Source organism: Alteromonas gracilis (genome assembly GCF_036870955.2).
Taxonomy (GTDB): domain Bacteria; phylum Pseudomonadota; class Gammaproteobacteria; order Enterobacterales; family Alteromonadaceae; genus Alteromonas; species Alteromonas gracilis_A.
Genome location: NZ_CP145482.2, coordinates 2,690,815 through 2,714,965, shown reverse-complemented (window position 1 = coordinate 2,714,965; position 24,151 = coordinate 2,690,815). Strand labels below are relative to the sequence as shown.

Sequence of the window (24,151 nt, the reverse complement as noted above, 5' to 3'; positions counted from 1 at the left end):
CTACGGCATGGTGTTCTCTCTGCAAAGGGGAATGACCGTGCAGCAACATCGAAACGGCAAAGGCCAACGACCTCAATGTGTTCGAGTATGTGATGGCTTGTCTTGGTGAACTGAGCAAGCCTAACGTCGGTGTTGAGCTACTGCTACCATGGTTGTCTGCTAAGCGCTAGGTGGGATTACCGGACGCTTACAGCTTACCCAACTATGATTCGACTTGAATTGAGATTTGGCGTATCGACAATAGTTTCAACTAAAAGTTAATCGTTTAGAGGTTTGTTCTTTTTTACTGACATGTACTAAGTAATTCGAGTTTTTTGATTATTGAGTATCAATGCATTTGACTTGTTGAGAGTTTTATTTAACCATATCCGTAACTGGTTACGGAGTTTTGTTTTAGTGAAATCATATAATGAATTGGGGCATATCGCCTTAGGTACTGCTTTAAGGCAATTAGCCGCTTCAGTGTCGAAAGATGCGGAAAGTACATACGCGAAGTTTGGTTTTGAGATAGAGCCTAAATGGTTCCCAGTATTCTATGTGCTCGCATCTAAAGGTGCTAATTCTGTCGTGAATATTGCTAAGGAAATAAACCATTCACATGTATCAGTAAGTAAAATCGTGAAGGAATTGAAAATGAGGGATTTAATTGTTAATTACAAGTCCCCCGACGATTCTCGGATTACACTTGTCGCGCTAAATCAAAAGGCCAAAGCAATGGTACCCCTAATGGAAAAACAGTGTGATGCCATAGACGCTGCCATGCATGAATTAAAAGAAGAAACAGGTTTCGATTTATGGGAAACGGTTAAAGTAGTTGAGAGGCATCTTAGATACCTAGCCTATTAGTGCAAGAGTTAACGGTGACAAGCCTGAGGTTAAAGTAATTGATTATGCACCAAAATATCGCAAGGCATTTAAATCGCTTAATGTTGAGTGGATAAGCAGATATTGGGAATTGGAAGAGCCTGATTTTAAAGCACTCGACGATCCTGAAGGTTATATTCTAAATGACTCGGGTGTCATTTTAATTGCGATAGAGAAGGGGGAGCCGATAGGCTGCTGTGCTCTTATCAAACAAAACGCTTTTACCTATGAATTAGCAAAGATGGCTGTGTCACCGAAAGCTCAGGGTAAAGGAGTAGGCATGCTTTTAGGTAGAAGTATTATAGAAAGAGCTAAGTGCTTGGGATTAAAAAGACTCTATTTAGAGAGTAACTCAATTTTAACTCCAGCGGTGAGTTTGTATGAAAAGTTAGGTTTTAAAAACATCAAAGGGGCGACATCGCCCTATGCGAGGTGTGATGTGCAAATGGAACTTTGTTTGAAATGATGTGTACTAGCTCAGACTTGATGTGACAGTTACCCGTTTTTTAAGTGCCGCTGTTAGATTAGATTTGAGCTAGATTCTTCTCAGCACAAGCCTGTTTCCCATCGATTAATGTTTCCAGTGGCGTTCTACCACAGCACATTTTGCCCTGATGAGTCCTTTCGTTGTTGTAGTAATCCATCCACACGTCCAGATCTTTTTGAAGCTCTTCTGTGAGCGTCCGGTAATCCCCACATTCAATTCATAAATTAGCTACGGCATGGTGTTCTTTTATGCAAAGGAGAATGACCGTGCAGCAACATCAACGAAGAGAAGTGTAAGATTGGCTCAATCTATTTGAGCAACAAAAACAAAGCGGTCTCACTGTGGTGGAGTTTTGTCGTCGGCAGCAGATTAACGTTCAAACCTACTATACCAGGCGCCGTGATATTCGGCTTCAACGAACAAGTAGCAAGTTCTTTCAGGTGAAACGCGAAGTCACGAAGGTTGAGTCCTACATCGAGGAAATGGGTGGTGAACTTCTCTTGCAACTTGGAAGTGCACAACTTACCGTGCCAACCAATATTAACCCTCACTGGGTTGCTACTGTGATGAAGGCATTGGCCGAATGAAAATGTTCGTAGAGCCTGCCGACATTTACGATGTTTTATGGGCTTAAGTTATTGAAAAATTGGGGTCGTTGGTTATTTTTTCTGGTTTCATTGAGTGTTAGGGGTCGGAGGTTCAAATCCTCTCACACCGACCAACTTCCTTATCCTCATAAACTTATTATCTCCAATAGCAAACGTACACTCATTAGAAGTGTTTACTGGCTTATACAGCATTACGCTAATGGAATGCGCTTACGCGCAGAGAGCTTCTTCCTCCATCACACTGATTCAACCCTAAAACTTTAAATCTCATACTAGTGCCAATACAGCCGCAGAAAACTCCGAAAAAACGCTAACACCGCACGATTTGCAACAACTTTTGTACTCGGCATCAATTCAAAACTCTCGCACTGGTTTAATGTTTAAACGTTGACTCGTTTTTACTGTTACAGACTAAATAGAAGGTGCTTCAAGATGAGTAAAGCTGCCAAAATTACACTTGTGCTATTACCCGCAATTTTATGGGTTCCCGTTGCACTATTCTTGTCGTTTGAAGGTGTTTGGATGACGCCAGTGGCAGAACCAAATGATCATAATGAGTTTATGGCATACGCAAAAATGGCGGTGTCAGATAACTTGAAAGGCAATGGCGCTTTGATATTGCTAGAAGAGGGGAAGGTAGTAGGTCGTCATTATCACAATGCAGCCGCCAATAATGCCAATAATGCCAATAATGAAAGCACCGCTCTAACAGTAAATGGAGATACGCTATTCCCTGCAGCGTCTATGAGTAAGCTTATCGCAGCCGTTTCTATTCACACTCTAGCGCAACAAGAAAAGATTTCGGTAAACAGCGCCGTGGAGCGCTACATCAAACGCTGGAAGCTACCTGAAAGTGCATTTGATCATGAGCAGGTCACCATTGCTCGTTTGTTGAGTCATACTGCAGGGCTAACCGATGGCCTAGGTTTTGGTGATTATACAGAAGATGAAAGCGTACCCGGCCTTATTGAGACGCTAAATAACCCCCGCAGTTCAAATGACGAAAAGCAAGTTGCAGTGGGGCTTTCTCCAGGTACAGAATTTAAATACTCAGGCGGAAGTTATTTACTTCTCGAATTGCTTGTAGAAGACATCACGGGTGACAGATACGAGTCGTGGGTTACGCACAATATTCTTAAACCCAGAGGGTTAGCACGGTCTAATTTTAATTTCATTGCATCGTCTGAAAACAGCACACCAATTTACGATAGCGCTGGTCAACAAGTAGCTGCATTTCAGTATGCCTCGTCTGCCGCAACAGCACTTAATACATCGGCCAATGATTTGGTGGCTTTGCTTCAATCTATTATTGCTGAACCTCAATTAGTTAACGCCTTGTCTACGCCAATGGCAACAGTGATGGGGGCACCCATTTGGGGGCAGGGCGCAATGTTATATGCCCCCTTATCAGATGGGCAGTTTGTCATAGGGCACGATGGCAGCAATGACCCTGCCATCAATACCAGTATCAGGGTAAACCCGATTACTGGCGACGGTTACATTGCATTGTTCTCAGGTCACAAAACCTTGGCGTCTGAAATAGGTTTTGAATGGGTATTGTGGCAAAGCGGTAAGCCAGATTTCATCTTCTCGAATAAAGCAATTAATGCGTCGGTAATTCCCATTTTAGTAGGCTCGTTGGGCTGGATAATCTTGATGGTTGTTTACCTTAGAGTTTCGAAGAAAGCAAAGCGCAAGTAGCCAAGATGGCTAGCATGAAAAAAGTGTTTTCTAGTTAACTATTTGATTTTTATGAACTGACGCATGGGTGGCGCTATAAGGTCGTCACCGACAGTCGAATTATTTCACTAATTTTTACCCCGCAGAGGCAGAGTTTATGATTGTTAAGAATTTAAGAGAGGAAAAGCACTGGTCACAAGAGCAGGTTGCTAATATGGCTGGGCTTAGTCTTAGAACAATTCAACGAGTGGAAGCTGGCAACCCAGCCAGTAAAGAAACACTAAAATCATTAGCTTCTGTTTTTGAAATTGATATTTCTAAACTAACAGAGAGAGTGAAAATGATAGATAAAAAATCTGAAGTTTGGCAGTCAGTGCCAATGTGGGTGTCGTTTGGGCTACTTGGTTTCAAGGAGCGAAAACAAGCAATGTTGAGTGTTATCATGTTACTTGTTTGTGGCGCAATATTTTATGTGTACGGCGGGTGGGGCGAGCCTACCAAGCCGTCTGCATTTCTCTGGCTTAGCTTGTTTTTGATGGCGACAGGCTGGTTTGCAGCTGCCATTGCTTGGGTAGACAAAAAGAAGATGTGGTAGAGCACATCTGTTTTGAATTTAATTGTGCTTCTTCATGCGCCCTAGAATAATAGGGCGTTTTTATACTTGAAGCACCATTGTTGGTCAGCCCATATTTTCACCTATGAGGTAACACTATGGCTTTCTCAAGTCGCATTGCTGTTTTGCTAGAGATACTGTTTTTTGTTGTGTTTGCGCTTGGGACAAAAGCGTTAGTGCTGGAGTGGACACCCAAATATGCAGGGCCCATTACACTTATCGGTACCTTGATTGTTCTAACACTTTACATGCGCCGAGGCGGCATGGAATGGAAACACTATGGCCTTACACCATTAAAAGGCGTGAAGCCCAAGTTGATGGTAGTACCGCAGGCGTTACTGGTTGCAATCGGTTTTGCCGCGGCAGTCGGTAGTGTGCTGGTATTTGCTAATGTTTTTGAAATAGAAGCCCTAGTCAAGGTTTCTGAGGGTGTTGAAGCGCGTTTTGGTGAAGTACGGGGCAATCTACCTTACTTCCTTATGTGGTTAGGTATTGTGTGGGTGTCAGCAGCGTTTGGTGAAGAAATGTTTTTCCGAGGATACCTTATTACTCGGTTGCAAGAAGCCCTGCCACGTTCGCGATTGGCAACGATTATTGCCGTTTTAGTTCCTGCACTCATTTTCGGGTATGGACACTATCACTACCAAGGCTTTAGAGGCTTGGTTACGACAGGTTTAATAGGGTTATCCTTTGGTATTTCATTCTTACTATTGAAAAGAAATTTATGGCCAGTGATTTTAGTTCATGGTGTTGTCGATTCTCTGGCCTTCACGACGCTCTACCTTGAAGTAGAGTAGCGCTCAATTAGCATCATTTTTTTAAAACATAGATGTTTGTCAATGTGATGCTGTGCGGCTCCCTAGCTTAATGAAGCGTGAAGTATCAATTAATCTGTCTTGTTTCGGGTTTTCTAGCGTGATCACTCTTACGCCTTGCCATTGCTCAAGCGGAAATATGCGGGCTGTAGTGGAATTGTTTTTCAATAATGCGTCTAAACGCCCGGTGTTATCAAGGCGTTTCAGTCCAGTTTCTAATCGTTGGGCTAGGTATTGGTTTGTCTTGCCAACAAAAAAATACACTGGTGCGTCGTAATGTAGCAGCACGTTTTTGACAAGCTTAAGGTTGGGGTATTGTTCGATAAAAGTCGTGTACTCTGAAAATGCTTCGTGGATCCCGCGGGGAAAATAGTCACACCGTCCTTTTGAAAGCATTTCGTACATTGCTTCGAAAACGACGACCCTGGCCACTTGAAACCCGTTATACTCTAAAATGTCAGAGTCTGGCCAGTGTTGGCCTTGGCATGCGACCAACGACTTTAGGCTTTCACCGCTAGTTATCTTCTGTATTTTCGCGAGAGTACGCTTATTGGTTATCAACATTCGGTATCCCATTAAGCCTTTTAGTAAGGGAACCTTGACTGCTCTATAGGTTTTTTCTCGTTCTGAATTGGTCATAGTATGCATGACATCAAGGCGGTTGCGTTCATTCAAAAAATGCAAAGAACGTTCTTGAGAATAGGGCAAGCTTATTCTAACAAAACTATAGTCACCAAATTCCTTGGTGGTGGCGTCAAGCGCTTGGGACAATAGCGTATGGAAATAATCAATGCTGCCGTCTTGATTGGTACTATCTTGTAGTACTTTTATTCTTTGAACACTGACATTCTCTTTATCATTTTGCGCATTAGCGACAACATCACAAACACATAGAACATAAGCACCAACAATAAAAGCATATTTGTACCAGTTCATGTTCCTTGTCGCCCATCTTTTTATCTGTCTATTTATACTTTTAGTGTAGTTGTTTCACTTCTTTTTAATATTGTTCTTTATGTGTAGAGCTAAACGTTGATGTAGTAGCGCAAAACCGCATTTGCAAATAGTGCGCTTTATTGTGCACAAAACTAAATTTGTTTTGTGGTATAAAAACATATGAACCTGGTTGTTTTCCCATTGTAGGAGTTTGTAAATGGAATTAGAGACATTGTTAGATTACGTATTTTCGTATCAAGTCATCTTACTGGTGCTAATTGTTGTTGGCCTAAAATCGTCAATTAAGTTTGTACCGCAAAACCGCGCATTCATTATTGAGCGATTTGGCAAATACAATACCACCCTAGAGGCTAGGTTTAAACTTCATTGTGCCCTTTATCGATACGGTTGCAGCCAATCGTTCGTTGAAAGAACAAGCTGGTGACGTTCCAGAACAGTCTGCTATTACCAGAGACAACATCACCTTAAGCGTAGACGGGGTGCTGTATTTCAAAGTCGTTGACCCTTATAAAGCAACCTATGGGGTCGAAGACTACGTGTTTGCTGTTACTCAACTGGCGCAAACAACAATGCGTTCAGAGCTAGGTAAAATGGAATTAGACAAAACCTTTGAAGAACGCGACTTGTTAAATACCAATATTGTTTCTGCCCTTAATGAAGCAGCAGCGCCGTGGGGCGTGCAGGTATTGCGCTATGAGCTTAAAGATATCAATCCGCCGAACTCTGTTCTAGATGCGATGGAACAGCAAATGAAAGCGGAGCGTTTAAAGCGTGCACAAATCTTGGAATCTGAAGGTGACCGACAGGCAGCCATTAATCGCGCTGAAGGTGATAAGCAAGCTATTGTCCTAGCCGCTGAGGCTGACAGAGAGCAACAAATATTAAAAGCCGATGGTGAGGCTCAAGCCATTATTCGCGTGGCAAAAGCCGACGCCGAAGCCCTTGAAACTGTAGGTAGAGCAGCTGCTACCGAAGAAGGGCAGAAGGCCGTGCAGTTAGACTTAGCGAAAGGGGCTATTGTGGCGAAAGAGAAGATAGCAAAAGAATCTTCGGTAGTTTTGCTTCCAGATAGCAGCACTGAAATAGGTAATGTGGTTGCACAGGCAATGACCATTGCCAATACCATTGGCAAAGAAGGCGTAGCCATGGACAATATGCTAACCAATCTGCCTCACTTTCTGCTCGGGGTAGGGCTTGTATTGCTCATTCTTGAAGTCATTATGGGGTTCACTACCATTTTGCTTTTGACTTTAGGCATTTCTCTGATGCTTACGTCTGGGCTTATGTATGTAGGGATTATTGATGAGTCGTTATTGTCCGCATTTGTGGTTATAGCCGCAGTTGATGCGGTGCTTACTGTCATTGTCTGGCGACCTCTTAAAATGCTGCAACGCGACCGGACGCCTAAAGAGGTAAAATCTGACTGGATTGGTACGACCTTTGATTTAGAATCTGACGTTGCGCCAGGTGCACCAGGTTCGGCACGTTTTTCAGGCGTTATGTGGACGGTAAAAACTGCGATACCTATCACGCAGGGTACAACGGTTGAAGTTGTCAGAGTAGAAGTAGGTGTCTTGCATGTTAAACCTGCGGGAAGTTAAGTAAGACGTTTTTGAAAGTATGTAAAAAAGCACCTTCATGGTGCTTTTTTTACTTGAATAATCATACGCCAAGCCATCTTACTTACATTACGTTAGCGTATCTTATTTTCTCTTTAAGTATTTAAGCTCAAAAATACTGTCAAAGCCCAAGCTCTGGTAAAGAGGAAGGCCCATCGGTGATGCTTGAAGCACCATAAAATCTGAGCCGTGCTTCACGGCTTTGTCTAGCAACAAGTACATAGCTTTTTTAGCCAGACCTTGCCCTTGAAAGGCGTTTTTCACCCCCATTTGGTGCAGGCCCGTAACATTTTGTGTTTTATAGAGAAGGGCGCTTACCGCTGGCTTTTCGTTTACTTTTCCCAAATAAATTTCGATATCGGGGTCGTTTAAAAGCGGCGTGAACACGTTCTCGTCCATTTCGTAGTTGAAGGCCTCGCTACTTATTGCTAACCACTCTTGTAGATGCGCGTAATCCGTTACTTTAGACATCACGAAACTGCTGTCTTCTATCGGTTTGGTTTGATAATTTTTCAGCGGCAAATACATCGCAGTTTGCTCAAATTCAAGTTGCCAATCACTGTTAAGTTGAGTGGTTGGGTCTTGTTGTACTGCCTGGTTTTGAGGGTTGCCAGAATGCATAAATAAACGGTGGCTATGTGGGGTTTTGGTCACCTGAAGCGCTAGGTCTGGTTTGCCCTCAACCCACGCGCGATAAGGCCAACTGTTCGATGCCAATAGTGCACTGCTGAATGTTTCAGCGACAGTTGAAGCGCCGTATTTTTTCCACAATGAGGTTAAGTTGTGTAGGTTTAACTGATTAATGAGCATTGGTTGTTCCCCCGTTTATGAAGATGATACCCACTACCATTGCAAACAATCCAACAATTGTTTTCACGGTAATGGGTTTGATAGGCTGTTCAAACCAGCCAAAATGTCCCGCAACCACGGCTAGAATAAGTTGTCCAGAAAGGGCAAATGACATTAGGCTTCCTACGCCCATTTTGGGTATAAGGTAATAGTAGCTGCCCACGCCAAACGCACTTAAAATGCCGCCAAACCACAAGTATGTAGGTATGGATTTGAAGTCACTGGCTAGGGGAGCTGTCGGTGTGTGGCCATCATGAATATCAGCGTAAATACACATGCCAACAAAAACGCAATGGCCGTGGCAAGTAATGGGTTTTTAAACAATACACCTAGCCGCGCGTTCATGCCCGCTTGCAGTGTAATGGCGGCGCCCGCAAATACCGCAAGTATAGGAAAGGCCCACATGTTACTGCTCCGCTAAAGGATGGCTTACATCAAAACGAACTTTTTCGTATTGACCGTATTTATCATTTTCATCGCGTATTCCAATGGGGCAAATAACCGATGAGGTGAGCTGCTTTTCCTTAAGCCCCAAAATGCGGTCAAATGCGTCGGGCTCAAATCCGCCGATGGGACAGGTGTCTATTTTCATCATGGCGGCACTGGTAATCATATTGCCTAGGGCTACAAACGTTTGTTGTTCGGCCCAACGTGCTCTTTGAGCTTGATTCATGCCATTAATTGCACCTTTCGCCATTTCTGCGAATCCGGCCAAAGACGCTGGTGAGGCACCATTTTTTGCTTTAGCCAGTGAAATGTATTCGTCAACAAGCGGGGTATCAATGTCAGTGCGGGTAGCAAAAACAAGAAGGTGTGAACTTTCTGCCACTTGTTTTTGCCCAAAAGCAAACGGCACTAAGCGTTCTCGAACATCTTGTGAAGTTACCACCAATACTTTATAAGGCTGTAAGCCATACGAGGACGGACTGAGTTGCGTAGCTTCAAGCAGTTGGTTTACTTGCCATGGCTGCAACGTCTGGTCAGAAAACTGTTTAACAGAGTAGCGCCAGTTAAGAGCGTCGATAACATGCATAGTTCTACCTCGATATTTCATTTTTGCCGTAAGTTGGCGCTAGATTATCGAGATGAAAGGGTGGTTTCCTTTACATAGGTTGATTTTCAAAAAATAAACGTGAAAGGCAATTACGATGTAGTTAGCTTGCTGCGTATTCGGCTAAGTTGTGTTGGGGTTATGCCAAGGTGTGACGCAATATGATAAAGCGGTAATCGGTCTACTAGGGCAGGAAAGTCCCGAGTAAATTGTTGATAGCGCAGGGTTGCGTCATCTTGGACTAATTCGATTTCTCGCGCATCTTTGTGCAGCAACCAGTTTTTTTCTAAGTAGTGTATTTGAAATGCCATCAGTTCACTATTGCTAAACAACAAGCGACGAAAGCCAGCAAAATCTATTGTCACTACGTGGCTTTCTTCAATCGTCTCAAATACCAATCGCGATGGCGTAGCGGTAAGTAACGCTGTCATTGCCCCTGGAAATTGTCCTTCACTGAAAAAGTTTTTATTGTACTCGTGACCGCTCTCATTGAAGGTAAAGCAGCGTATCAACCCTTTTGCGACAAAGGCAAAGCTGGTGGGGATATCGCCTGCAGCATAAATGCTGGTATTTTTGGCAATAGTGCGCGTTTTACATAACAGCGCTATATCGCGCCATGTGTCATCAGACAAAGGGGCGTAGGTTTCCATTACCTTACGTAGCATCAACACGCTTTCTTGACTCAAAATGTCCCCCTGTTTACATGGTATCTGTGTACGCGTGTATTAACGCAATTAATTCGACTTACGCCTTTTACGCAGTTTACGCATTCGGGCATTAGATAAGTTTATATCCAACCGCGTATACTGCTTGAATAGGGCTATCATTGCCCGCAATATCAAGCTTTTGGCGCAGGTTCTTCATGTGACTGTCTATGGTTCTGTTGCTAACAATACGATCGTCAAGGTAACCTTTTTCCATTAGTTGCTCTCTTGAAAATACTTTTCCAGGCTTTTGCATAAGTGTTTTCAAAAACCGAAATTCGACAGGCGTAAGCTCAATCATCGTGTTGTTGTGCTGGCAAACATAAGCATCTAAATCTAAATGTAAGTCACCATGGGATAATGTACTGAGACTGCTCGGCGCCGCTTTGGGCTGGCTACGACGCAAAATAGCTTGGGCTCTTGCCACCACCTCCTTGGGGGAAAACGGTTTGCAAACATAGTCATCTGCGCCTGCGTTCAAGCCAATAAGCCTATCAATTTCATCGACTCTGGCCGTCAACATTAAAATGGGGACATCAGAATAACGTCGAATTTGCTTACAAAGCGTGACGCCATCAACGTTAGGCAGCATGCGATCAAGAATGATGAGCGATGGTGAAAGCGATTTAACTTTCTCTTCTGCCTTAGCGCCGCAATGGACCATGCTTGATGTAAAGCCCTCTAGCGCAAAATAGTCGGCAAGGATTTTCGCTATTTTAACTTCGTCTTCGACAATAAGGATATGATGCTGATGTGTCATAGGCCTCAACTATTTAAATGACGTTTGTCTATGGGCAATATTATCTTCACTTGTAACCCACCTAAATAAGACGGTGCAGCAATGATGCTTCCGCTATGCGCATCTACAATGGTTCGGCAAATTGCCAACCCTAAGCCCGCGCCTTCTGCTCTTGCTTGACGCGAGGCATCCTCTCGGAAAAGCGGGTCGAACAAGCGTTCGTAATGATCAGGCTGCACGCCGGGGGCCGAGTCATGTATTTCTAATGTGAGTGATTTTTCATCGGCACCAAGCAACACCATTATGTGGCCTGGGCTATCTGTATACTCAATAGCGTTTAACAATATATTTAGCAACACCTGAGACAATCGCTGTGCATCGCCTTTCACCCCAATAGTAGGTGTGATGGTGGCTGTCAAGGTAAGCCTTTTGTCTTCACGCTTAACTGCAACCGTATCAAGTGCCGTTGTCACTAGCTCCGAAAAATCAATCGAGGTGAAATCAAAGTGCAAGCCATCATTATCGGCTAGCGACAATTGATACAAATCGTCAACCAGCCTAGAGAGGCGATTTACTTCTTGGTCAAACGACGCCAGCTGGGCATCATTCATCTGCCTTGCACCAGCTTGCACAAGTTCTATCTCACCTTTAAGAATAGACAATGGCGTTCTAAGTTCGTGCGATATATCGGCTAACCACTGTTTTTGCGTTCTTTCGTGCTTTTTTAACGCGACAGCAAGCGCGTGAATGTGGGTCATTAAATCGCCAAATTCATCTTTTCTTTGCGTGTCGATATTTACATCATAGTTGCGCGCAGTCAGGTTTTTTACTGTGCTAAGCACTTCTTTAAAAGGGGCTAGCATTTTGGGAATAACCAATAGGGCAATGAGCAGCGAAATAGCCAACGACACAACGCCAATCATCATAAAGGCAGAGTGTTGCTCGCTTAAAAACGTGGTTTCTAAATTTGAACTCGGCGTCTTAGGTGGGTAGCTTCGAAGTGTTCCGATGGTTTCCTCTTGATAGCGCAGCACCACCGAAACCTCAATATGCTCGTCACTGGTATCAACAACGCCCGATACTATACTGCCGTTGGCATCAAAGATTGCCGTTGGAGGGTGCAGCGCCACGCTTCTTAATGGCGCACGATGCGGTGGTGGACCTGGAGGCGCCATTCTGCGTGATGGTGGCGCCCTTCTGCTACCATCGTTATTAAGTACAATGCCGTCCCAGCGGTTTCCGTTGGTAACAAAGTCATTCACTAAACGAGCACTGAGATGTTCTAAACGTTTCTCCTCCTGACCGACGATAAACTTGTTAAAGCCACTTTCAAAGCTCATACGCGCCATCACAAGCGAAAGGAGCAAGGAGAGGCAAGTAAACCCTATAAGGACAATCAATAGCTTATGAGATAGTTTCATAGCTTTGAGTATAACGACGTAATGTGAACAACAGCAATACGAGCGAAGAACATTTCTATCGGCTTCCATTGTCTGTTGGTGGGCTTGTCGCTACAGGAGACTATATCCTTGCTCAAGATGGAAGTGGTGCTTGGAGTACACACTACATTCTTGATATGAATGGCGTTCTTACTGACAGTAAGGACTGGAATTACTACTCTACAGCGTACGCGTGGAACCCAACGAATAGTCGAGTGTATTTCTTTAGAGATAGTCAATCGCCAAATGATTTGCACTATGAAACCATCGACCAAAACAGTGGAATGATCACAGAGTCAGGTGAATCCCCATATCACACAAATCAGTACATATCTGGCCCAATCACAGTGATAAATAATGGTAGCCAAGTACTGTTGGGTAGTGGTGCAATTTACGACGCCACAGACTTAACACTATTGTTTAACACCGCTATCAATATTGTCGATGCCGCGAGTTTTGATGATGTATTTGTAGCGATAAGTGAAGACAATGATGGTAATCAGACCTTAAATGTATACAGCCATGAGGGCTTTGCGCTTGAGCATTTCGAACCATTAGAACAGAGCATTATGGCTGCGTACCGCTGGGAAAATCAACTTGTCATGGTAGGACGTGATAATGGCGAATTTACTTTTACGCTGTTTGAAATGGGTGATGGTGACAGTGATGGTATGCCTGCATGGTGGGAGTTAGCTTACGGGTTATCTGATGAAGATGCCATGGATGCATTTGATGATAACGATGCGGATGGGCTTACTAACATTGAAGAATACACAAATAAATCAGACCCTACCGATGAGGATACCGATAGTGATGGGCTCACGGATGGTGCTGAAGTTAATACACACTTAACCAATGTTGTGCGCGCCGACACAGACAATGATGGCTTACGTGACGGTGAAGAAGTGAACTCCTATGGTACTTCTCCAATAGAGTCAGATACGGACAATGATACGTTTAGTGATGGTGACGAAGTTTTACTTTACCAAACCGACCCTCTTGATCCTGATTCGGTGCCAGAAGCGATTACAAGTTTCAGCGAGTCGTTTGAAGGAAATGAATTATCAAGTTTATTTGGTACAACAGACACTAGCGATGCACCTTGGGAAGTCAGTACGTTTGAACCACAAGATGGTGAACAGGTAGCACGCTCGGGCAACATCGACGACAACCAAACCAGTTCACTTACACTAACGGGCCTGTTCGCAGATGGTAGCTTATCATTTGATGCAAAAGTTTCCTCTGAATCGTGCTGTGATGTTCTTAGGGTGTATGTCAATGACGAACAAGTTCTGCAAGTGCAAAATGGCGATTGGTCAACGTATTCCATAGCAATTTCTCAAGGAGAGACAGTTGTGGAGTGGCGTTACTATAAAGATGGTAGCGTAAGCAACGGAGAAGATAGCGCATTTATTGACAACTTGGAGTTCAGTCAATAAACACAAAAAAAGCGGCGAGAGCCGCTTTTTTTATTTATGCAGATTGTTTAAACGTGTTAGTTATTATTGAAACCTAAGCCCATGGCTATGCGATTCCAACTATTTATTTGCAAAATAATAGATGTTAATGCTACCAGGTTCTGCTCACCAAATACTGAAAGCGTGTTGTTAAACTGAAGGGTAACGTCAGTTTCAGCGTGAAGAAGGGTGAGGGTTTCTGTCCATGCCAGAGCCTGTTGCTCTTGCTTATTAAAAAGCGTCGAATCTAACCACGTTGACACCGCATCAACTCTTTCTTGTGATTCGCCTGCCTTTAGCGCTTCTTCGATATGCATTGCTTGGCAAAACTTGCAGTTGTTTAACTGTGACGCACGAAGTCTTATCAAATGAGTAAGTGTCGAGGGCAGCTTTTGCAGTGCTTCGTCGTTTATTAAGTTAGCTAGGCTGGTAACTATGTTCGGGTAACGTTGATAAAGCTCATTGGGTGTTATTGCGCTGTTCATGGCACTCTCCTAAAAAATTTAGCAAAGTGTAATCAGCAGTTAGCCTGTTTAATTGTAAATTTGCGACAATTTACGGCGCCTATAGTGGTTTGGGGTTTCAAATGTACTGCGACTAAAAACATGGGTAAAGTGGGCCTGATCGTAGTATGCACAGGCCAAAGCAATATCACTTAACGTGTAGTGGTTCGACAACAATAACTCTCTTGCCTTGCGTAGCTGGGAATATTGAAAAAACTGATGAGGCGTAACGTTAAAATACTTGCGCATGTGACGTTCTAGCGTTCTTCTGCTCATTGCGCATTCCTTGGCTAACTGCGCCGGAGACAATAACTGAGCGTTGGCGATGTTGAGTAGGGGCTGCCACTTAAAGCTAACTGTATCCGCGTTCGTTATTAGCTCCAATAGCCAGCTCTTTACCATCAATACTTGTTGTTTTAACGCAGAGCGCCCGCATGTCACGGAAGGACTCAACGTAGCGTCCATATTTTCTAGCGTGTCGCACAACGTATTGAGCGAATCGTAGTGCGCAAACCGGTGCGAGCGCAGGGGAATAAAGGGTAATTTGTCGTCACTTTCACTTGCCGGGGAAAGCCCGAACAGTGACTTAAATGCACCGGGTTTGAACACAACACCAATATAGCAAGCACTGGCGTCCCACTGTTGACGTACAAGGCAGTAGTGTTGACGTGCTCTCACCACACATCCCGCTGCATCAAGTTGAAATGTTAGGCTGCATGATGCATTGGGATATAGCTTTTCGGTAAAGTACTGTTCATTGCCTTTGGCGCCCTCTAAAAACCATAGTGATTGGACAAAGGGGATAAGCGGTTGAGGAACGCCAACAAAGCGCATACTGACATGGGCAAAACTGGCAGCTGGAATAATGCCTGACTGAATGTCGGTAAGGTCAAAGTTCAAATCGTCTTCCATGCTTGTGTTTATATTCGTTTGCTTAACAGTAGCTTGCCATTTCATTGTAGTGAGGCAACGCGCTTTCAACAATGTCGGTTAAAGGTTTGTTCAACGTAGGCAATGGTTTTACCCGTGAAGCCTGTAACCCAGTGCTGTTCCATACCGATTCATACCAGTGAGGTGCCCATGCTCCGTCAGCAGCGTTTCCGCCTGCAGGCCACGAAAGCATTCGAGTTTGAAAAGGTATGCCAATGTTGTCACACAATGTATTCAACGCTGCTGATGGATTTTCTAAAATGGCGTCACTGTCTACAACAATAGGTTTCTGGCCAAGAGTATCGCGTACGTATCGAAGAATTCGCAGCTGCTGAACAAACCCTATGTCGTCAAGCGTTGGGTTTTCACGCTTTGCTTGGTAGCTTGCTACCACACGGGCAGGGTGGCGAATCAAAAATACATTGGTTGTGTTTTCTAACCAACCAAGGCTGAAATGCGCTAGCATGTGATGTGTCATGTGCTTTTGATAAAAATGCGGCTTATTGCCGGGTACATCGCCCAAGCACTGTGATACGACCGCCCGTGCATCATGAGGCTGCGAATCGAGTATGGCCTGTTGCATAGGATGTTTAAGACCAGTTTCGGTAAGATAGGCGGCGTAAAAAGGCTCATCTACCACTGCACAATCGTCACGTGCTGCAAAAGCATACATCATGGCGGTTGAGAGGTTTCTTGGGCCTGACCACATGGCAATTCGCATAGCAACGTCCTTTGTTATTGTGTCTGGTTAACTAAGTCAAAGTACCATTGCCTTATTTTTTGTGTCATAGGGCCTGGATGAGCGTTGCCTATTTGACGCCCATCTATATGTGATACTGGAGTTTGCGCACCAAATGTCCCGGTTAGAAACGCTTCATCTGCGCTGTAGGTTTCAACCAGCGAATAATTCTTTTCTCGCACTGTCACGCCATTGGCCCGGCACACGTCGATGACTTTTTGTCGTGTTATGCCGTTCATGCAGTAATCACCAGTGGATGTCCACACTTCATTATTTCTAACAATAAAAAAGTTACAGGCGTTAGTGGTGTTAACGAACCCGTTGATATCCAGCATAAGTGCCTCATCGGCACCGCACTTTTCAGCAGCAATACAGGCCAAAATACAGTTTAGTTTGCTATGGCTATTAAGCTTTGGATCTTGCGTCATCGGTAAGCCACGTAAATGGGGCACAGTAGCTAGTTTGATAGGGCGTGCAATTGCCGCTTTGGAATGCTCGCAAATAATTACTAGGGTTGGGCCTTGTTTTGAAAGGGCAGGATGTTGGAAAGGCTTACTTTTAACGCCGCGCGTAAACATAAGTCTCGCGTGCACGTTATCGTGCATGTCATTGGCTTTGCGCGTTTGTTCAAGTGCGCTCACTACCTCTTCTTTGGACATGCCCAAACCTAAGTCAATGGCAAGCGATGCTTCGAATAGCCTGTTTATATGGTCATCCAGAAAAGCCCATTTTCCTCTGTAAAGCCGCAATCCTTCCCAAATACCATCGCCAAGCATAAAGCCGCTATCATAAACGGACACTTTAGCGTCGTCGCGGTGCACAATATCACCGTTAACGTAAATGAGGATGTCTTCGTTGCGTGCGTCTTCTATCGCCGTATGCGTACTCACGTCTTCCATAACTTTCTCCCTTGTTGTGCGTCAACGAACTACCTATGAATTGACAACGCTATAAGAGCTACAGTTTTAGAGAGGTGGGAACAGATTGTCAATCAATTGTTAAGTGGCGGGTATGAGTATGCCCACTGTCGTACCTTGGTTATCTTGGGACGTGAGCGTTATTTCGCCATTGAGTTTTTGAGTCACCAAGTTATAAAGAATATTAAGCCCCAGCCCAGTGCCTCCTTTGTCTCTTGCAGTTGTAAAAAAAGGTTCAAATACTTTCTTATGCATAGCCAGGGGGATGCCCTTGCCATTATCACTAACGCTTAGCGCGATACCCGAGGGAGTATGCTTACAGGTCACCACAACCCGCTTTTCGATTTGGGGAGTTGTATTATCGCGTGATTCACTAAATGCATGACGTTGTGCATTGGAAATAAGGTTGGTTATGATTTGTGCGATAGTGCCCGGGCATGTTTCGATAACCAAATCTGGTGTTATGTCCAGCTCTAGCCGTATTCCTTCTTTTTTGAGCATGGGTTTTAACGGGTTGCAGATTCGCGGAATGTAATCGTCCAAATTGAATGTTTCGACTTCAAGAGAAGTTTGGTCGGCTGATGTGCGTTTAAAGTCCTGAATAAGCTGGGCCGCTCTTGTTAGACTGGCTTCAGCTAAATCAAGTCCTTGCGCACAATGTTGAGTGAATTCTTTGAAGCTCTGTTCTGATAAACGTTGAGCCTCAAAATCGCGATGTATAGCATTAACTTCGTCTCGACAGTTCGTTACTGACGTTAGCGCAATGCCCAAAGGCGTATTTACTTCATGCGCAATACCTGCAACTAAATTGCCCAGAGCCGCCATTTTTTCCGACTCTACGAGCTTTTCCTGCGCGGTTTTTAGTGTTTGCAACGTTTTTTCAAGCTCCAAAGTACGTTGTTTTACGTTGTCTTCAAGAGTCTGGTTAGCCTCGATAAGCTTGGCTTCATACACCGCACGTTCATTGGCACTGACTGCTCGTCCATACAAATCAGCCAATGATGCTGCAAATACAATTTCATCTTCGTGCCATTGGCGCATTTCGCCTTGGTGCTCGCAGCATATAATGCCAATCATTTTCCCTCTGTGTCTTATTGGCACGTCGAGCATAGAGGCTATGCCCAAAGGTGTTAAGTACACTTCTGCAAATTCAAATGTGGCCGCGTGGGTGAGGGCGTCGTTTGCTGCAATACTGCGCTCGGTGTCTAGCGCTTTAAAGTAGTGCGGAAATTCTTTTCGCGTAAGCGCAAGGCTTTCACTGTCTAGGTGATTACCTTGGTCGATAAGCAGTTGGCACTTTATCAGGGACATAGCGTCGTCATACAACCATATACCAGCTCTGCTGATCGTTAATCCCTCACAGACTGAGTTAATGATGAGTCTAGAGGCAATAGACAATTCGCCTTTATCGATATCCGCATTTTGGCTTACCTGAAGCAATATCGATTCTAAGGTATCTCTCATTCGTCGTCATCCGGTGCCAATTCACGCAATGCCAAAATTTGGTCAAAATTTTCCAGCAAAACTTGCGTGATGATAGGGTCAAATTGCTTTCCAGCGTTTTCTCTTATGTATGACTTAACCTCCTCAACGCCCCATGGAGACTTGTAACATCGTTTAGATAACAGAGCATCGACAACATCAACGATGGCCATTATGCGCCCTTCAATAGGTATGTCATCGCCTGCTAGGCCATCTGGATAACCGGAGCCATCCCATTTTTCGTGATGTGTTTTTGCAATGACGGCGCCCATTTTTGCCACAATCCTGTCTGTGCCCGATAGCAACTCATAGCCTTTTTGGGCATGTGTTTTCATCACTTCCCACTCTTCGTCATTCAGTTTGCCTGGCTTGTGAAGTATTGCTTCTGGAATGCTTATTTTTCCCACATCATGAAGCGCAGCCGCATAGCGAATCGTGTCTATAAAATCTTGGCTCATGAACAATTTTTCTGAGAGTAGCTCGGTCATCAAGATAACCCGCTTCACGTGACCACCGGTTTCTTTGCTGCGCATTTCTATGGCGTCGCTCAACACCATGATGAGTTCTTTTTGCGTTTGCTGAATGTCTTCTTTTTGCGTCAAATTTTGAAAAATGACAGCAACATTTGAGGCAAACATTTCTAACGTTTTTCGCTGTAAATCATCAAGAGGCCCATCAAGTTCAATGTATAAGATGTTATGGCTTGCCTTACTTGTAGGGTAGTAACCAATAAAACGTTTTTCAGATTGAAAATGCGTTTGGCTTTGCAGTACCTTTTTTACTTCTTCTTCTATTGGCTTTGGGATTTCTGCTGAAATTCCTGGTGTGCATAAACTCACTAAGTCACCGCTTGCTCCTAACACCGTCATTTTCGTGTCGCCATACAAATCGGTATGCTGAGTAGATAGATATAGTACAGAGCTATTGAGGTTAAGCAGAGTGAGGAGTTGCTTTAATACGGCTGAACCAAATTGAGATAGCGACTGGCTTTCCAGTACACTGGACGAAGAACGCAATACATCCTCCATGCCTTGTTTGCTTTTCTCAATAGTTGTTATGTCGCGATAGGAGCGGATTGCGGTATAGACACATGACTTTAATTTAAGTGATGAGAGTTCGGTCTTGGCTTTGTAATCATTAATGTCGTATTGGCGAATGACATCCTCTTCAGGCGCCTGCCCGGGTTGACCAGTACGTAAAATTAATCGTGTGCTGTGATTATTTAGCTCGTTTCTTATCTTATCAATTAACTTAAGTCCTGCGTCATCGGTTTCCATGACAACGTCGACAAAGGCAAGCGCGATATCGGGGTGCATTTTGAAGAGTGCTAAGCCTTCTTCCCCGTTGTGTGCTGATAAAAAAGTAACGCCGCGCCTTTCGAAATTGAACCGTTTTAGGGTTAATATTGTGACGTCGTGTACGCCGCTTTCATCGTCAATTATCGCTATTTTCCAGGGATCAAGATTTGACGATTGTGATGACTGCTCAGAATCGTTGAAAAGTGGCATACACACCTAAAGTCAAACAATACGGTTACCTAAAACGTATGACACAAAGTGAAAACTCGCAAATCAGAAGCTAAATTTTGTTCGAAAGTATAGCGCTCGTTAAGCTATACATAACTATAAGAACAAACAATTGTAATTGTCCGCGCCCGCCATTGCATCGATTGGTACCTCTGTTTACTCTACATTAACATTTGGTTTGGGTAATAAAGAAGGAAAGCTATGAATTTTGCTGAGTTTGCTGCATCTCGAAAAAGTGTCCGTGGGTTTACCAAGCAGCCCGTCACAAAAGAGACGGTAGATGCAATTATCAATGCGGCGAAATGGGCGCCATCGTCTTACAATACGCAAACTTGGAAGATTCATGTGGTTACTCTATGATGTCTTAGACAATATTCGACAAGGTAACACTGAAAACACGTTGGCCGGAAAACCCCACAAACGCGATTTTCCCTACAAAGAGGACTATGAGGGTGTCCACAGACAACGACAAATTGATGTGGCTATTCAGCTTTTTGAGGTCATGGGAATAGGGCGAGAAGATAAAGAAAAACGCATGGACTGGATGATGCGAGGTTTTAGGCAGTTTGATGCACCCGTTTCATTAGTACTGACTTACGATAAAACACTGGAACCTGCGGGTATAACGCAGTTTGGATTAGGCTCATTGGCCTATGGCATTGTGTTAGCAGCATGGGACTTAGGGCTTGGGTGTGTCATCAATGGTCAAGGTATCATGCAATCAGACGTAGTACATAAACATGCCAACATTCCCGATGATGAAGCCATAATGATCTGTATAGCGTTAGGTTATCCCGACCCTGACTTTCCTGCGAATGATGTGCGTTCTACCCGGGCTGATAATAGCGAGTTCGTCACTTATCATGGTTTTTAGCGCTTTGCGCGCTGTCTATTTACGTAAAGCAAGGTTTTTATTTCAGCATGACGGACGGGTTTACTCCAGTAGTAGCCCTGTCCAATGTTGCAACCCAGCTCAATGAGCTTTGCCAATGCCGCTTCGTTTTCAATTCCCTCGGCAACGGTGACCATTCCTAAACTTTTCGCCATATTAATAATACCTGAAACGAGAGGCTCTTCATTTTTGTTAAGGCCGAGCGTTTTTACAAAAATACGATCAATTTTGAGTTTGTGTGCGCTGAATGTTCGCAAATAATTAAGGTTTGAATAACCGGTACCAAAATCATCAATGGCAAATTTAACCCCCAATGCCTTTATATAATCAAGCTGTTGCGTAACATTGTTGGTCGACTCGGCAAGTATGCTTTCGGTGAGCTCTAACTCCAATGCGCCAGGGGTAAGTCCACTTTTCTCTAATGCCGCTGCAACGGCTTTGGGTAGAGAACCATCTTTAAACTGCGCAAAAGACAGGTTTACAGCAATGGTTAAGTCGGTGTTACCTAACTGATGTTGCTGAGCACAAAATTCGCAGGACTCATTTAACACCCATTCTCCTAATGGCGTAATGAGGCCGCTGCTCTCGGCAAGAGGAATGAATTTGTGGGGCGACACAACGGTGCCATCCGCTTGAGGCCATCTGACTAGCGCTTCTACCGAACATATATGGCCTGAAGCCAAGTCGACAAGCGGTTGGTAATAGACTTCAAGCTCACCGTTAGCGACAGCGGGCCTGAGGCGCTGAATAAGTTTGAATTTTTCGTCGCTCTCTTTATCGAACTTTGCGTCATAGTATTCAAATCGGTTGCGACCATTTCTTTTGGCTTCATACATCGCAATATCCGCTTTTCGGCAAAGCTGTTTGAACTTGATACCATCATATGGAGCCTGAGCTATGCCAATGGAGCAAGAAACAACAATTTTAGTTTGCAGTACTTCAAACTCAGATGAGCACCACGAGATTAGATTGTGACATAGACTGTCTATCTGTGATTTATCCTGTATTTCTGAGGCCAGTATTATAAATTCGTCGCCACCAAATCGGATGAGCCGTTCATTGACTGATAGGTTATCAGTAATGGTTTGCGAGATTTTCTGCAAAAAACGATCGCCAGCAGCATGGCCTAAAGCATCATTAACGGGCTTGAAGTTGTCTAAATCTATAAACAATAATGCTAACTGAAGCCCTTTTTGCTCACTTTCTTCTAGCTTTTCTGAAAAAAGGCGTTCACCTAAAATTCGGTTCGGTAAGTTGGTTAATGGGTCGTGATGGGCAAGGTGTTGGATATGGATTCGGTTTTGTTCAACTTTTGCGTTCTCTTGCTGAAGCGAGACCATTAAGCGGCGAATATCTTGTACCAGTACATACACGCCAAAACCTATTACGCAAAATATAACCATTATGAATACGAGATGAGACCAGCTAAGGAAGGGACTATGCGGTGTGATAGTTCCTCCCATTATTAACCATGTCATAAGGGCGCACTGCGCCAATACAAAAGAGAGCACACCTGCAAATAAGGTACGACCTCCCAAGAGCGCAGCGAAGATGATGACACCAGGGTAGCCAAGCATCGCCATATCAAAAATCCCCGCGCCTGTCGCAGCTAGTGCAAAGAGCATTGACGACAAAGAGCCTAGCAATAGGTAAGTGCTTACCGAGGTAATAAATTTATAGGCAAGCAACGTGGCGAAAAGGATGGAAATGAGGCTGAGGGCAAAGATATCAAACGTAACTCCTCTAGCAACAAACAAGCAAACACCAAGTCCAACACTTGTCACATTGCCTATCTGTAAAATGCGCTTTCGACGCAGGTTACCAAGCTCATCGCGCTTTACGGTCATCGGGGGAGTTTCAGTTTCCAGCATGCTCTACTCTTACAACTGTACTTAGAAAACCATACCGTCAATAGGAAAAAAAGCAAGTTAGCGCGACTGAAAGGTATTTTTAGCTCTACAGTGCATATGCGATGGGAAAATAAAAAAGCGACACTCATGATGTCGCTTTTTGTATCTTTAAAAGACCAACGCTTTTATCGCTCGTTAGAGGGATCATAGCGAGCCAGCCAGTGCGCATAAGGTGCAGGCATATCGCGCGTAGCTTGTTACGGGATAGAGTTACGCTGCTAAAGTCAGGATTTGACGAGCTTTCTCAAGGTCAATATCACCGTGTTCACCGAGAGCGGTTAATCCGTTACGTTCTAGGTTGCCGATAAGACCGTCAATGGCTGATGACTCAATGTCGTAATCTGAAAGTCGCGTTTTAATTTGCATCGTTTCGAAGAAGTCTTGAACCGCTTTGATGGTTAAATCAATCGCTTTTTCGTGGTTGTCTTCTTTAATGCCAAATACACGCTCCCCAAGCTGAAGAATTTTTTCTTGCTTCTTCTCGCGCTGTACGAACATCAAAGATGGCAATACTATGGCGAGGGTCACAGCGTGATCAAGCCCATGCAAAGCAGTAAGCTCATGACCAATCATATGTGTCCCCCAGTCTTGAGGTACACCTTTTCCAATCAGACCATTAAGCGCCATTGTGGCTGACCACATGACATTTGCACGCACATCATAGTCATGTGGCGTCGCTAATGCTTTGGGCCCTTCTTGAATAAGTGTCTGTAAAATACCCTCTGCAAAACGGTCCTGAAGAGGTGCGTTGACAGGGTATGTCAGATATTGCTCGATAACATGTACGAAAGCATCTACTACGCCATTCGACACTTGACGAGGCGGCAGTGAATAGGTGAACTCAGGGTCAAGTACGGCAAATACGGGCTGCACTGTTTCTGATGAGAACGCACGCTTTTGTTGCGTTTCTTTGCGATTGACCACCGAGTTTCCATTGCTCTCTGAACCTGTAGCCGGTAGCGTAAGAACAGCGCCAATAGGCAGAGGGTTTTCAAAAGCAGCGCCTTTGGTCAAAATCTCCCATGGATCACCTGCAAAATTGACCGCAGCGGCAACAAACTTCGCACCGTCAATAACGCTACCTCCCCCCACAGCAAGGATAAAGTTAACCTCGCTTGCTCGCGCCACATCAACCGCTTTCATCAATGTTTCAAATTCTGGATTTGGTTCGACGCCTTGAAACTCAACGACATCGGCGCCTTCAAGAGAGGCAATAACTTTGTCGTAAATGCCATTTTTCTTGATAGAGCCACCGCCATATAAGAACAATACCTTTGCGTCTTTCGGTAAGCGTGTAGACACTTCGCTTAGTTGGCCTTTACCAAATAAAATTTCGGTTTGGTTTTTAAATGTAAAATTAAGCATAGTTT

Annotated in this window: 24 protein-coding genes and 5 pseudogenes; 12 read left to right on the top strand and 17 right to left on the bottom strand. The window is 44.2% G+C overall.

The features are described from left to right. Positions 1 to 41 precede the first annotated feature (41 nt). The 3 genes and pseudogenes from V6N89_RS21790 to V6N89_RS13105 all read left to right on the top strand — a co-directional run. Positions 42 to 170, top strand: a pseudogene (locus tag V6N89_RS21790) (transposase domain-containing protein); the annotation flags it as partial. Positions 171 to 396: 226 nt separating this feature from the next. Then, positions 397 to 846, top strand: coding sequence for a MarR family winged helix-turn-helix transcriptional regulator (locus V6N89_RS13110; protein WP_338517947.1), 450 nt, complete (start codon positions 397 to 399; stop codon positions 844 to 846). A 109-nt stretch (positions 847 to 955) separates the two neighbouring features. Further along, on the top strand, positions 956 to 1,330 hold the full coding sequence (locus V6N89_RS13105; RefSeq protein ID WP_338517945.1) for a GNAT family N-acetyltransferase: 375 nt from the start codon (positions 956 to 958) through the stop codon (positions 1,328 to 1,330). Positions 1,331 to 1,388: 58 nt separating this feature from the next. Here V6N89_RS13105 and V6N89_RS13100 read toward each other — a convergent pair. Then, positions 1,389 to 1,538: pseudogene (locus tag V6N89_RS13100) on the bottom strand (IS481 family transposase); the annotation flags it as partial. A gap of 154 nt (positions 1,539 to 1,692) precedes the next feature. Between V6N89_RS13100 and V6N89_RS21785 the strand changes: the two are divergent. The 5 genes and pseudogenes from V6N89_RS21785 to V6N89_RS13080 all read left to right on the top strand — a co-directional run. Continuing rightward, positions 1,693 to 1,758: pseudogene (locus V6N89_RS21785) on the top strand (IS66 family insertion sequence element accessory protein TnpA); the annotation flags it as partial. Positions 1,759 to 1,791: 33 nt separating this feature from the next. Next, complete coding sequence (locus tag V6N89_RS13095) at positions 1,792 to 1,938, top strand: hypothetical protein (protein ID WP_338517944.1); 147 nt, start codon at positions 1,792 to 1,794, stop codon at positions 1,936 to 1,938. 453 nt (positions 1,939 to 2,391) lie between these two features. Next, positions 2,392 to 3,660, top strand: coding sequence for a serine hydrolase domain-containing protein (locus V6N89_RS13090; RefSeq protein WP_338517942.1), 1,269 nt, complete (start codon positions 2,392 to 2,394; stop codon positions 3,658 to 3,660). 136 nt (positions 3,661 to 3,796) lie between these two features. Continuing rightward, positions 3,797 to 4,234, top strand: a complete 438-nt coding sequence (locus tag V6N89_RS13085; protein ID WP_338517940.1) for a helix-turn-helix domain-containing protein — start codon at positions 3,797 to 3,799, stop codon at positions 4,232 to 4,234. 116 nt (positions 4,235 to 4,350) lie between these two features. Next, positions 4,351 to 5,049, top strand: a complete 699-nt coding sequence (locus V6N89_RS13080; protein ID WP_338517938.1) for a CPBP family intramembrane glutamic endopeptidase — start codon at positions 4,351 to 4,353, stop codon at positions 5,047 to 5,049. Positions 5,050 to 5,088: 39 nt separating this feature from the next. On the opposite strand, the gene V6N89_RS13075 is transcribed toward V6N89_RS13080, so the two are convergent. Then, a complete protein-coding gene (locus V6N89_RS13075) occupies positions 5,089 to 6,003 on the bottom strand; it encodes a hypothetical protein (RefSeq protein ID WP_338517937.1) in 915 nt (304 codons plus the stop codon). 217 nt (positions 6,004 to 6,220) lie between these two features. Here V6N89_RS13075 and V6N89_RS13070 point away from each other — a divergent pair. Then, positions 6,221 to 7,157: pseudogene (locus tag V6N89_RS13070) on the top strand (SPFH domain-containing protein); the annotation flags it as partial. Then, positions 7,131 to 7,625, top strand: a complete 495-nt coding sequence (locus V6N89_RS13065) for an NfeD family protein (protein WP_431189802.1) — start codon at positions 7,131 to 7,133, stop codon at positions 7,623 to 7,625. The pseudogene V6N89_RS13070 and the gene V6N89_RS13065, both read left to right, overlap by 27 nt. Positions 7,626 to 7,727: 102 nt before the next feature. On the opposite strand, the gene V6N89_RS13060 is transcribed toward V6N89_RS13065, so the two are convergent. From V6N89_RS13060 to V6N89_RS13030, 7 genes are all read right to left on the bottom strand, one after another. After that, positions 7,728 to 8,453 carry a GNAT family N-acetyltransferase gene (locus V6N89_RS13060; protein WP_338517935.1) on the bottom strand — a complete coding sequence of 242 codons (726 nt, stop codon included), beginning with the start codon at positions 8,451 to 8,453 and terminating at the stop codon, positions 7,728 to 7,730. Beyond that, positions 8,443 to 8,769 carry a DMT family transporter gene (locus V6N89_RS13055; protein ID WP_346992794.1) on the bottom strand — a complete coding sequence of 109 codons (327 nt, stop codon included), beginning with the start codon at positions 8,767 to 8,769 and terminating at the stop codon, positions 8,443 to 8,445. The genes V6N89_RS13060 and V6N89_RS13055 overlap by 11 nt, the downstream gene beginning before the upstream one ends. Next, positions 8,718 to 8,897, bottom strand: a complete 180-nt coding sequence (locus tag V6N89_RS13050) for a DMT family transporter (protein WP_346992793.1) — start codon at positions 8,895 to 8,897, stop codon at positions 8,718 to 8,720. Before V6N89_RS13050 ends, V6N89_RS13055 begins: the two co-directional genes overlap by 52 nt. A 1-nt stretch (position 8,898) precedes the next feature. After that, positions 8,899 to 9,525, bottom strand: coding sequence for an NAD(P)H-dependent oxidoreductase (locus tag V6N89_RS13045; protein ID WP_338517933.1), 627 nt, complete (start codon positions 9,523 to 9,525; stop codon positions 8,899 to 8,901). 110 nt (positions 9,526 to 9,635) lie between these two features. Then, positions 9,636 to 10,229 carry a Crp/Fnr family transcriptional regulator gene (locus tag V6N89_RS13040; protein WP_346992792.1) on the bottom strand — a complete coding sequence of 198 codons (594 nt, stop codon included), beginning with the start codon at positions 10,227 to 10,229 and terminating at the stop codon, positions 9,636 to 9,638. Between the two features lie 91 nt (positions 10,230 to 10,320). Then, positions 10,321 to 11,007 carry a response regulator gene (locus V6N89_RS13035; protein ID WP_338517929.1) on the bottom strand — a complete coding sequence of 229 codons (687 nt, stop codon included), beginning with the start codon at positions 11,005 to 11,007 and terminating at the stop codon, positions 10,321 to 10,323. 5 nt (positions 11,008 to 11,012) lie between these two features. Continuing rightward, on the bottom strand, positions 11,013 to 12,326 hold the full coding sequence (locus tag V6N89_RS13030) for an ATP-binding protein (RefSeq protein ID WP_338517927.1): 1,314 nt from the start codon (positions 12,324 to 12,326) through the stop codon (positions 11,013 to 11,015). 104 nt (positions 12,327 to 12,430) lie between these two features. Between V6N89_RS13030 and V6N89_RS13025 the strand changes: the two genes are divergently transcribed. Continuing rightward, positions 12,431 to 13,864, top strand: coding sequence for a hypothetical protein (locus V6N89_RS13025; RefSeq protein ID WP_338517926.1), 1,434 nt, complete (start codon positions 12,431 to 12,433; stop codon positions 13,862 to 13,864). 56 nt (positions 13,865 to 13,920) lie between these two features. On the opposite strand, the gene V6N89_RS13020 is transcribed toward V6N89_RS13025, so the two are convergent. From V6N89_RS13020 to V6N89_RS12995, 6 genes are all read right to left on the bottom strand, one after another. Further along, the gene (locus tag V6N89_RS13020; protein ID WP_338517925.1) at positions 13,921 to 14,367 is read right to left on the bottom strand and encodes a carboxymuconolactone decarboxylase family protein; all 447 of its coding nucleotides are present in this window, start codon (positions 14,365 to 14,367) and stop codon (positions 13,921 to 13,923) included. A 48-nt stretch (positions 14,368 to 14,415) separates the two neighbouring features. Beyond that, positions 14,416 to 15,297 carry a helix-turn-helix transcriptional regulator gene (locus V6N89_RS13015; RefSeq protein ID WP_346992791.1) on the bottom strand — a complete coding sequence of 294 codons (882 nt, stop codon included), beginning with the start codon at positions 15,295 to 15,297 and terminating at the stop codon, positions 14,416 to 14,418. A 22-nt stretch (positions 15,298 to 15,319) separates the two neighbouring features. Then, positions 15,320 to 16,036, bottom strand: coding sequence for an HAD family hydrolase (locus V6N89_RS13010; RefSeq protein WP_338517920.1), 717 nt, complete (start codon positions 16,034 to 16,036; stop codon positions 15,320 to 15,322). 14 nt (positions 16,037 to 16,050) lie between these two features. Then, positions 16,051 to 16,953, bottom strand: a complete 903-nt coding sequence (locus tag V6N89_RS13005) for an aminotransferase class IV (RefSeq protein WP_338517918.1) — start codon at positions 16,951 to 16,953, stop codon at positions 16,051 to 16,053. 99 nt (positions 16,954 to 17,052) lie between these two features. Then, positions 17,053 to 18,435 carry a sensor histidine kinase gene (locus V6N89_RS13000; protein WP_338517916.1) on the bottom strand — a complete coding sequence of 461 codons (1,383 nt, stop codon included), beginning with the start codon at positions 18,433 to 18,435 and terminating at the stop codon, positions 17,053 to 17,055. Further along, complete coding sequence (locus V6N89_RS12995; RefSeq protein WP_346992790.1) at positions 18,432 to 19,961, bottom strand: DUF3369 domain-containing protein; 1,530 nt, start codon at positions 19,959 to 19,961, stop codon at positions 18,432 to 18,434. Before V6N89_RS12995 ends, V6N89_RS13000 begins: the two co-directional genes overlap by 4 nt. Before the next feature lie 219 nt (positions 19,962 to 20,180). Here V6N89_RS12995 and V6N89_RS12990 point away from each other — a divergent pair. Then, positions 20,181 to 20,853 (top strand): annotated as a pseudogene (locus tag V6N89_RS12990) (nitroreductase). Here the strand turns inward: V6N89_RS12990 and V6N89_RS12985 are convergent. Together V6N89_RS12985 and V6N89_RS12980 are read right to left on the bottom strand one after the other, a co-directional pair. Beyond that, positions 20,850 to 22,742 carry a putative bifunctional diguanylate cyclase/phosphodiesterase gene (locus V6N89_RS12985; RefSeq protein WP_346992789.1) on the bottom strand — a complete coding sequence of 631 codons (1,893 nt, stop codon included), beginning with the start codon at positions 22,740 to 22,742 and terminating at the stop codon, positions 20,850 to 20,852. The pseudogene V6N89_RS12990 and the gene V6N89_RS12985 overlap by 4 nt on opposite strands. A 249-nt stretch (positions 22,743 to 22,991) precedes the next feature. Beyond that, entirely contained in the window at positions 22,992 to 24,146 is a 1,155-nt protein-coding gene (locus V6N89_RS12980; protein WP_346992788.1) for an iron-containing alcohol dehydrogenase, read from the bottom strand. Positions 24,147 to 24,151 lie beyond the last annotated feature (5 nt).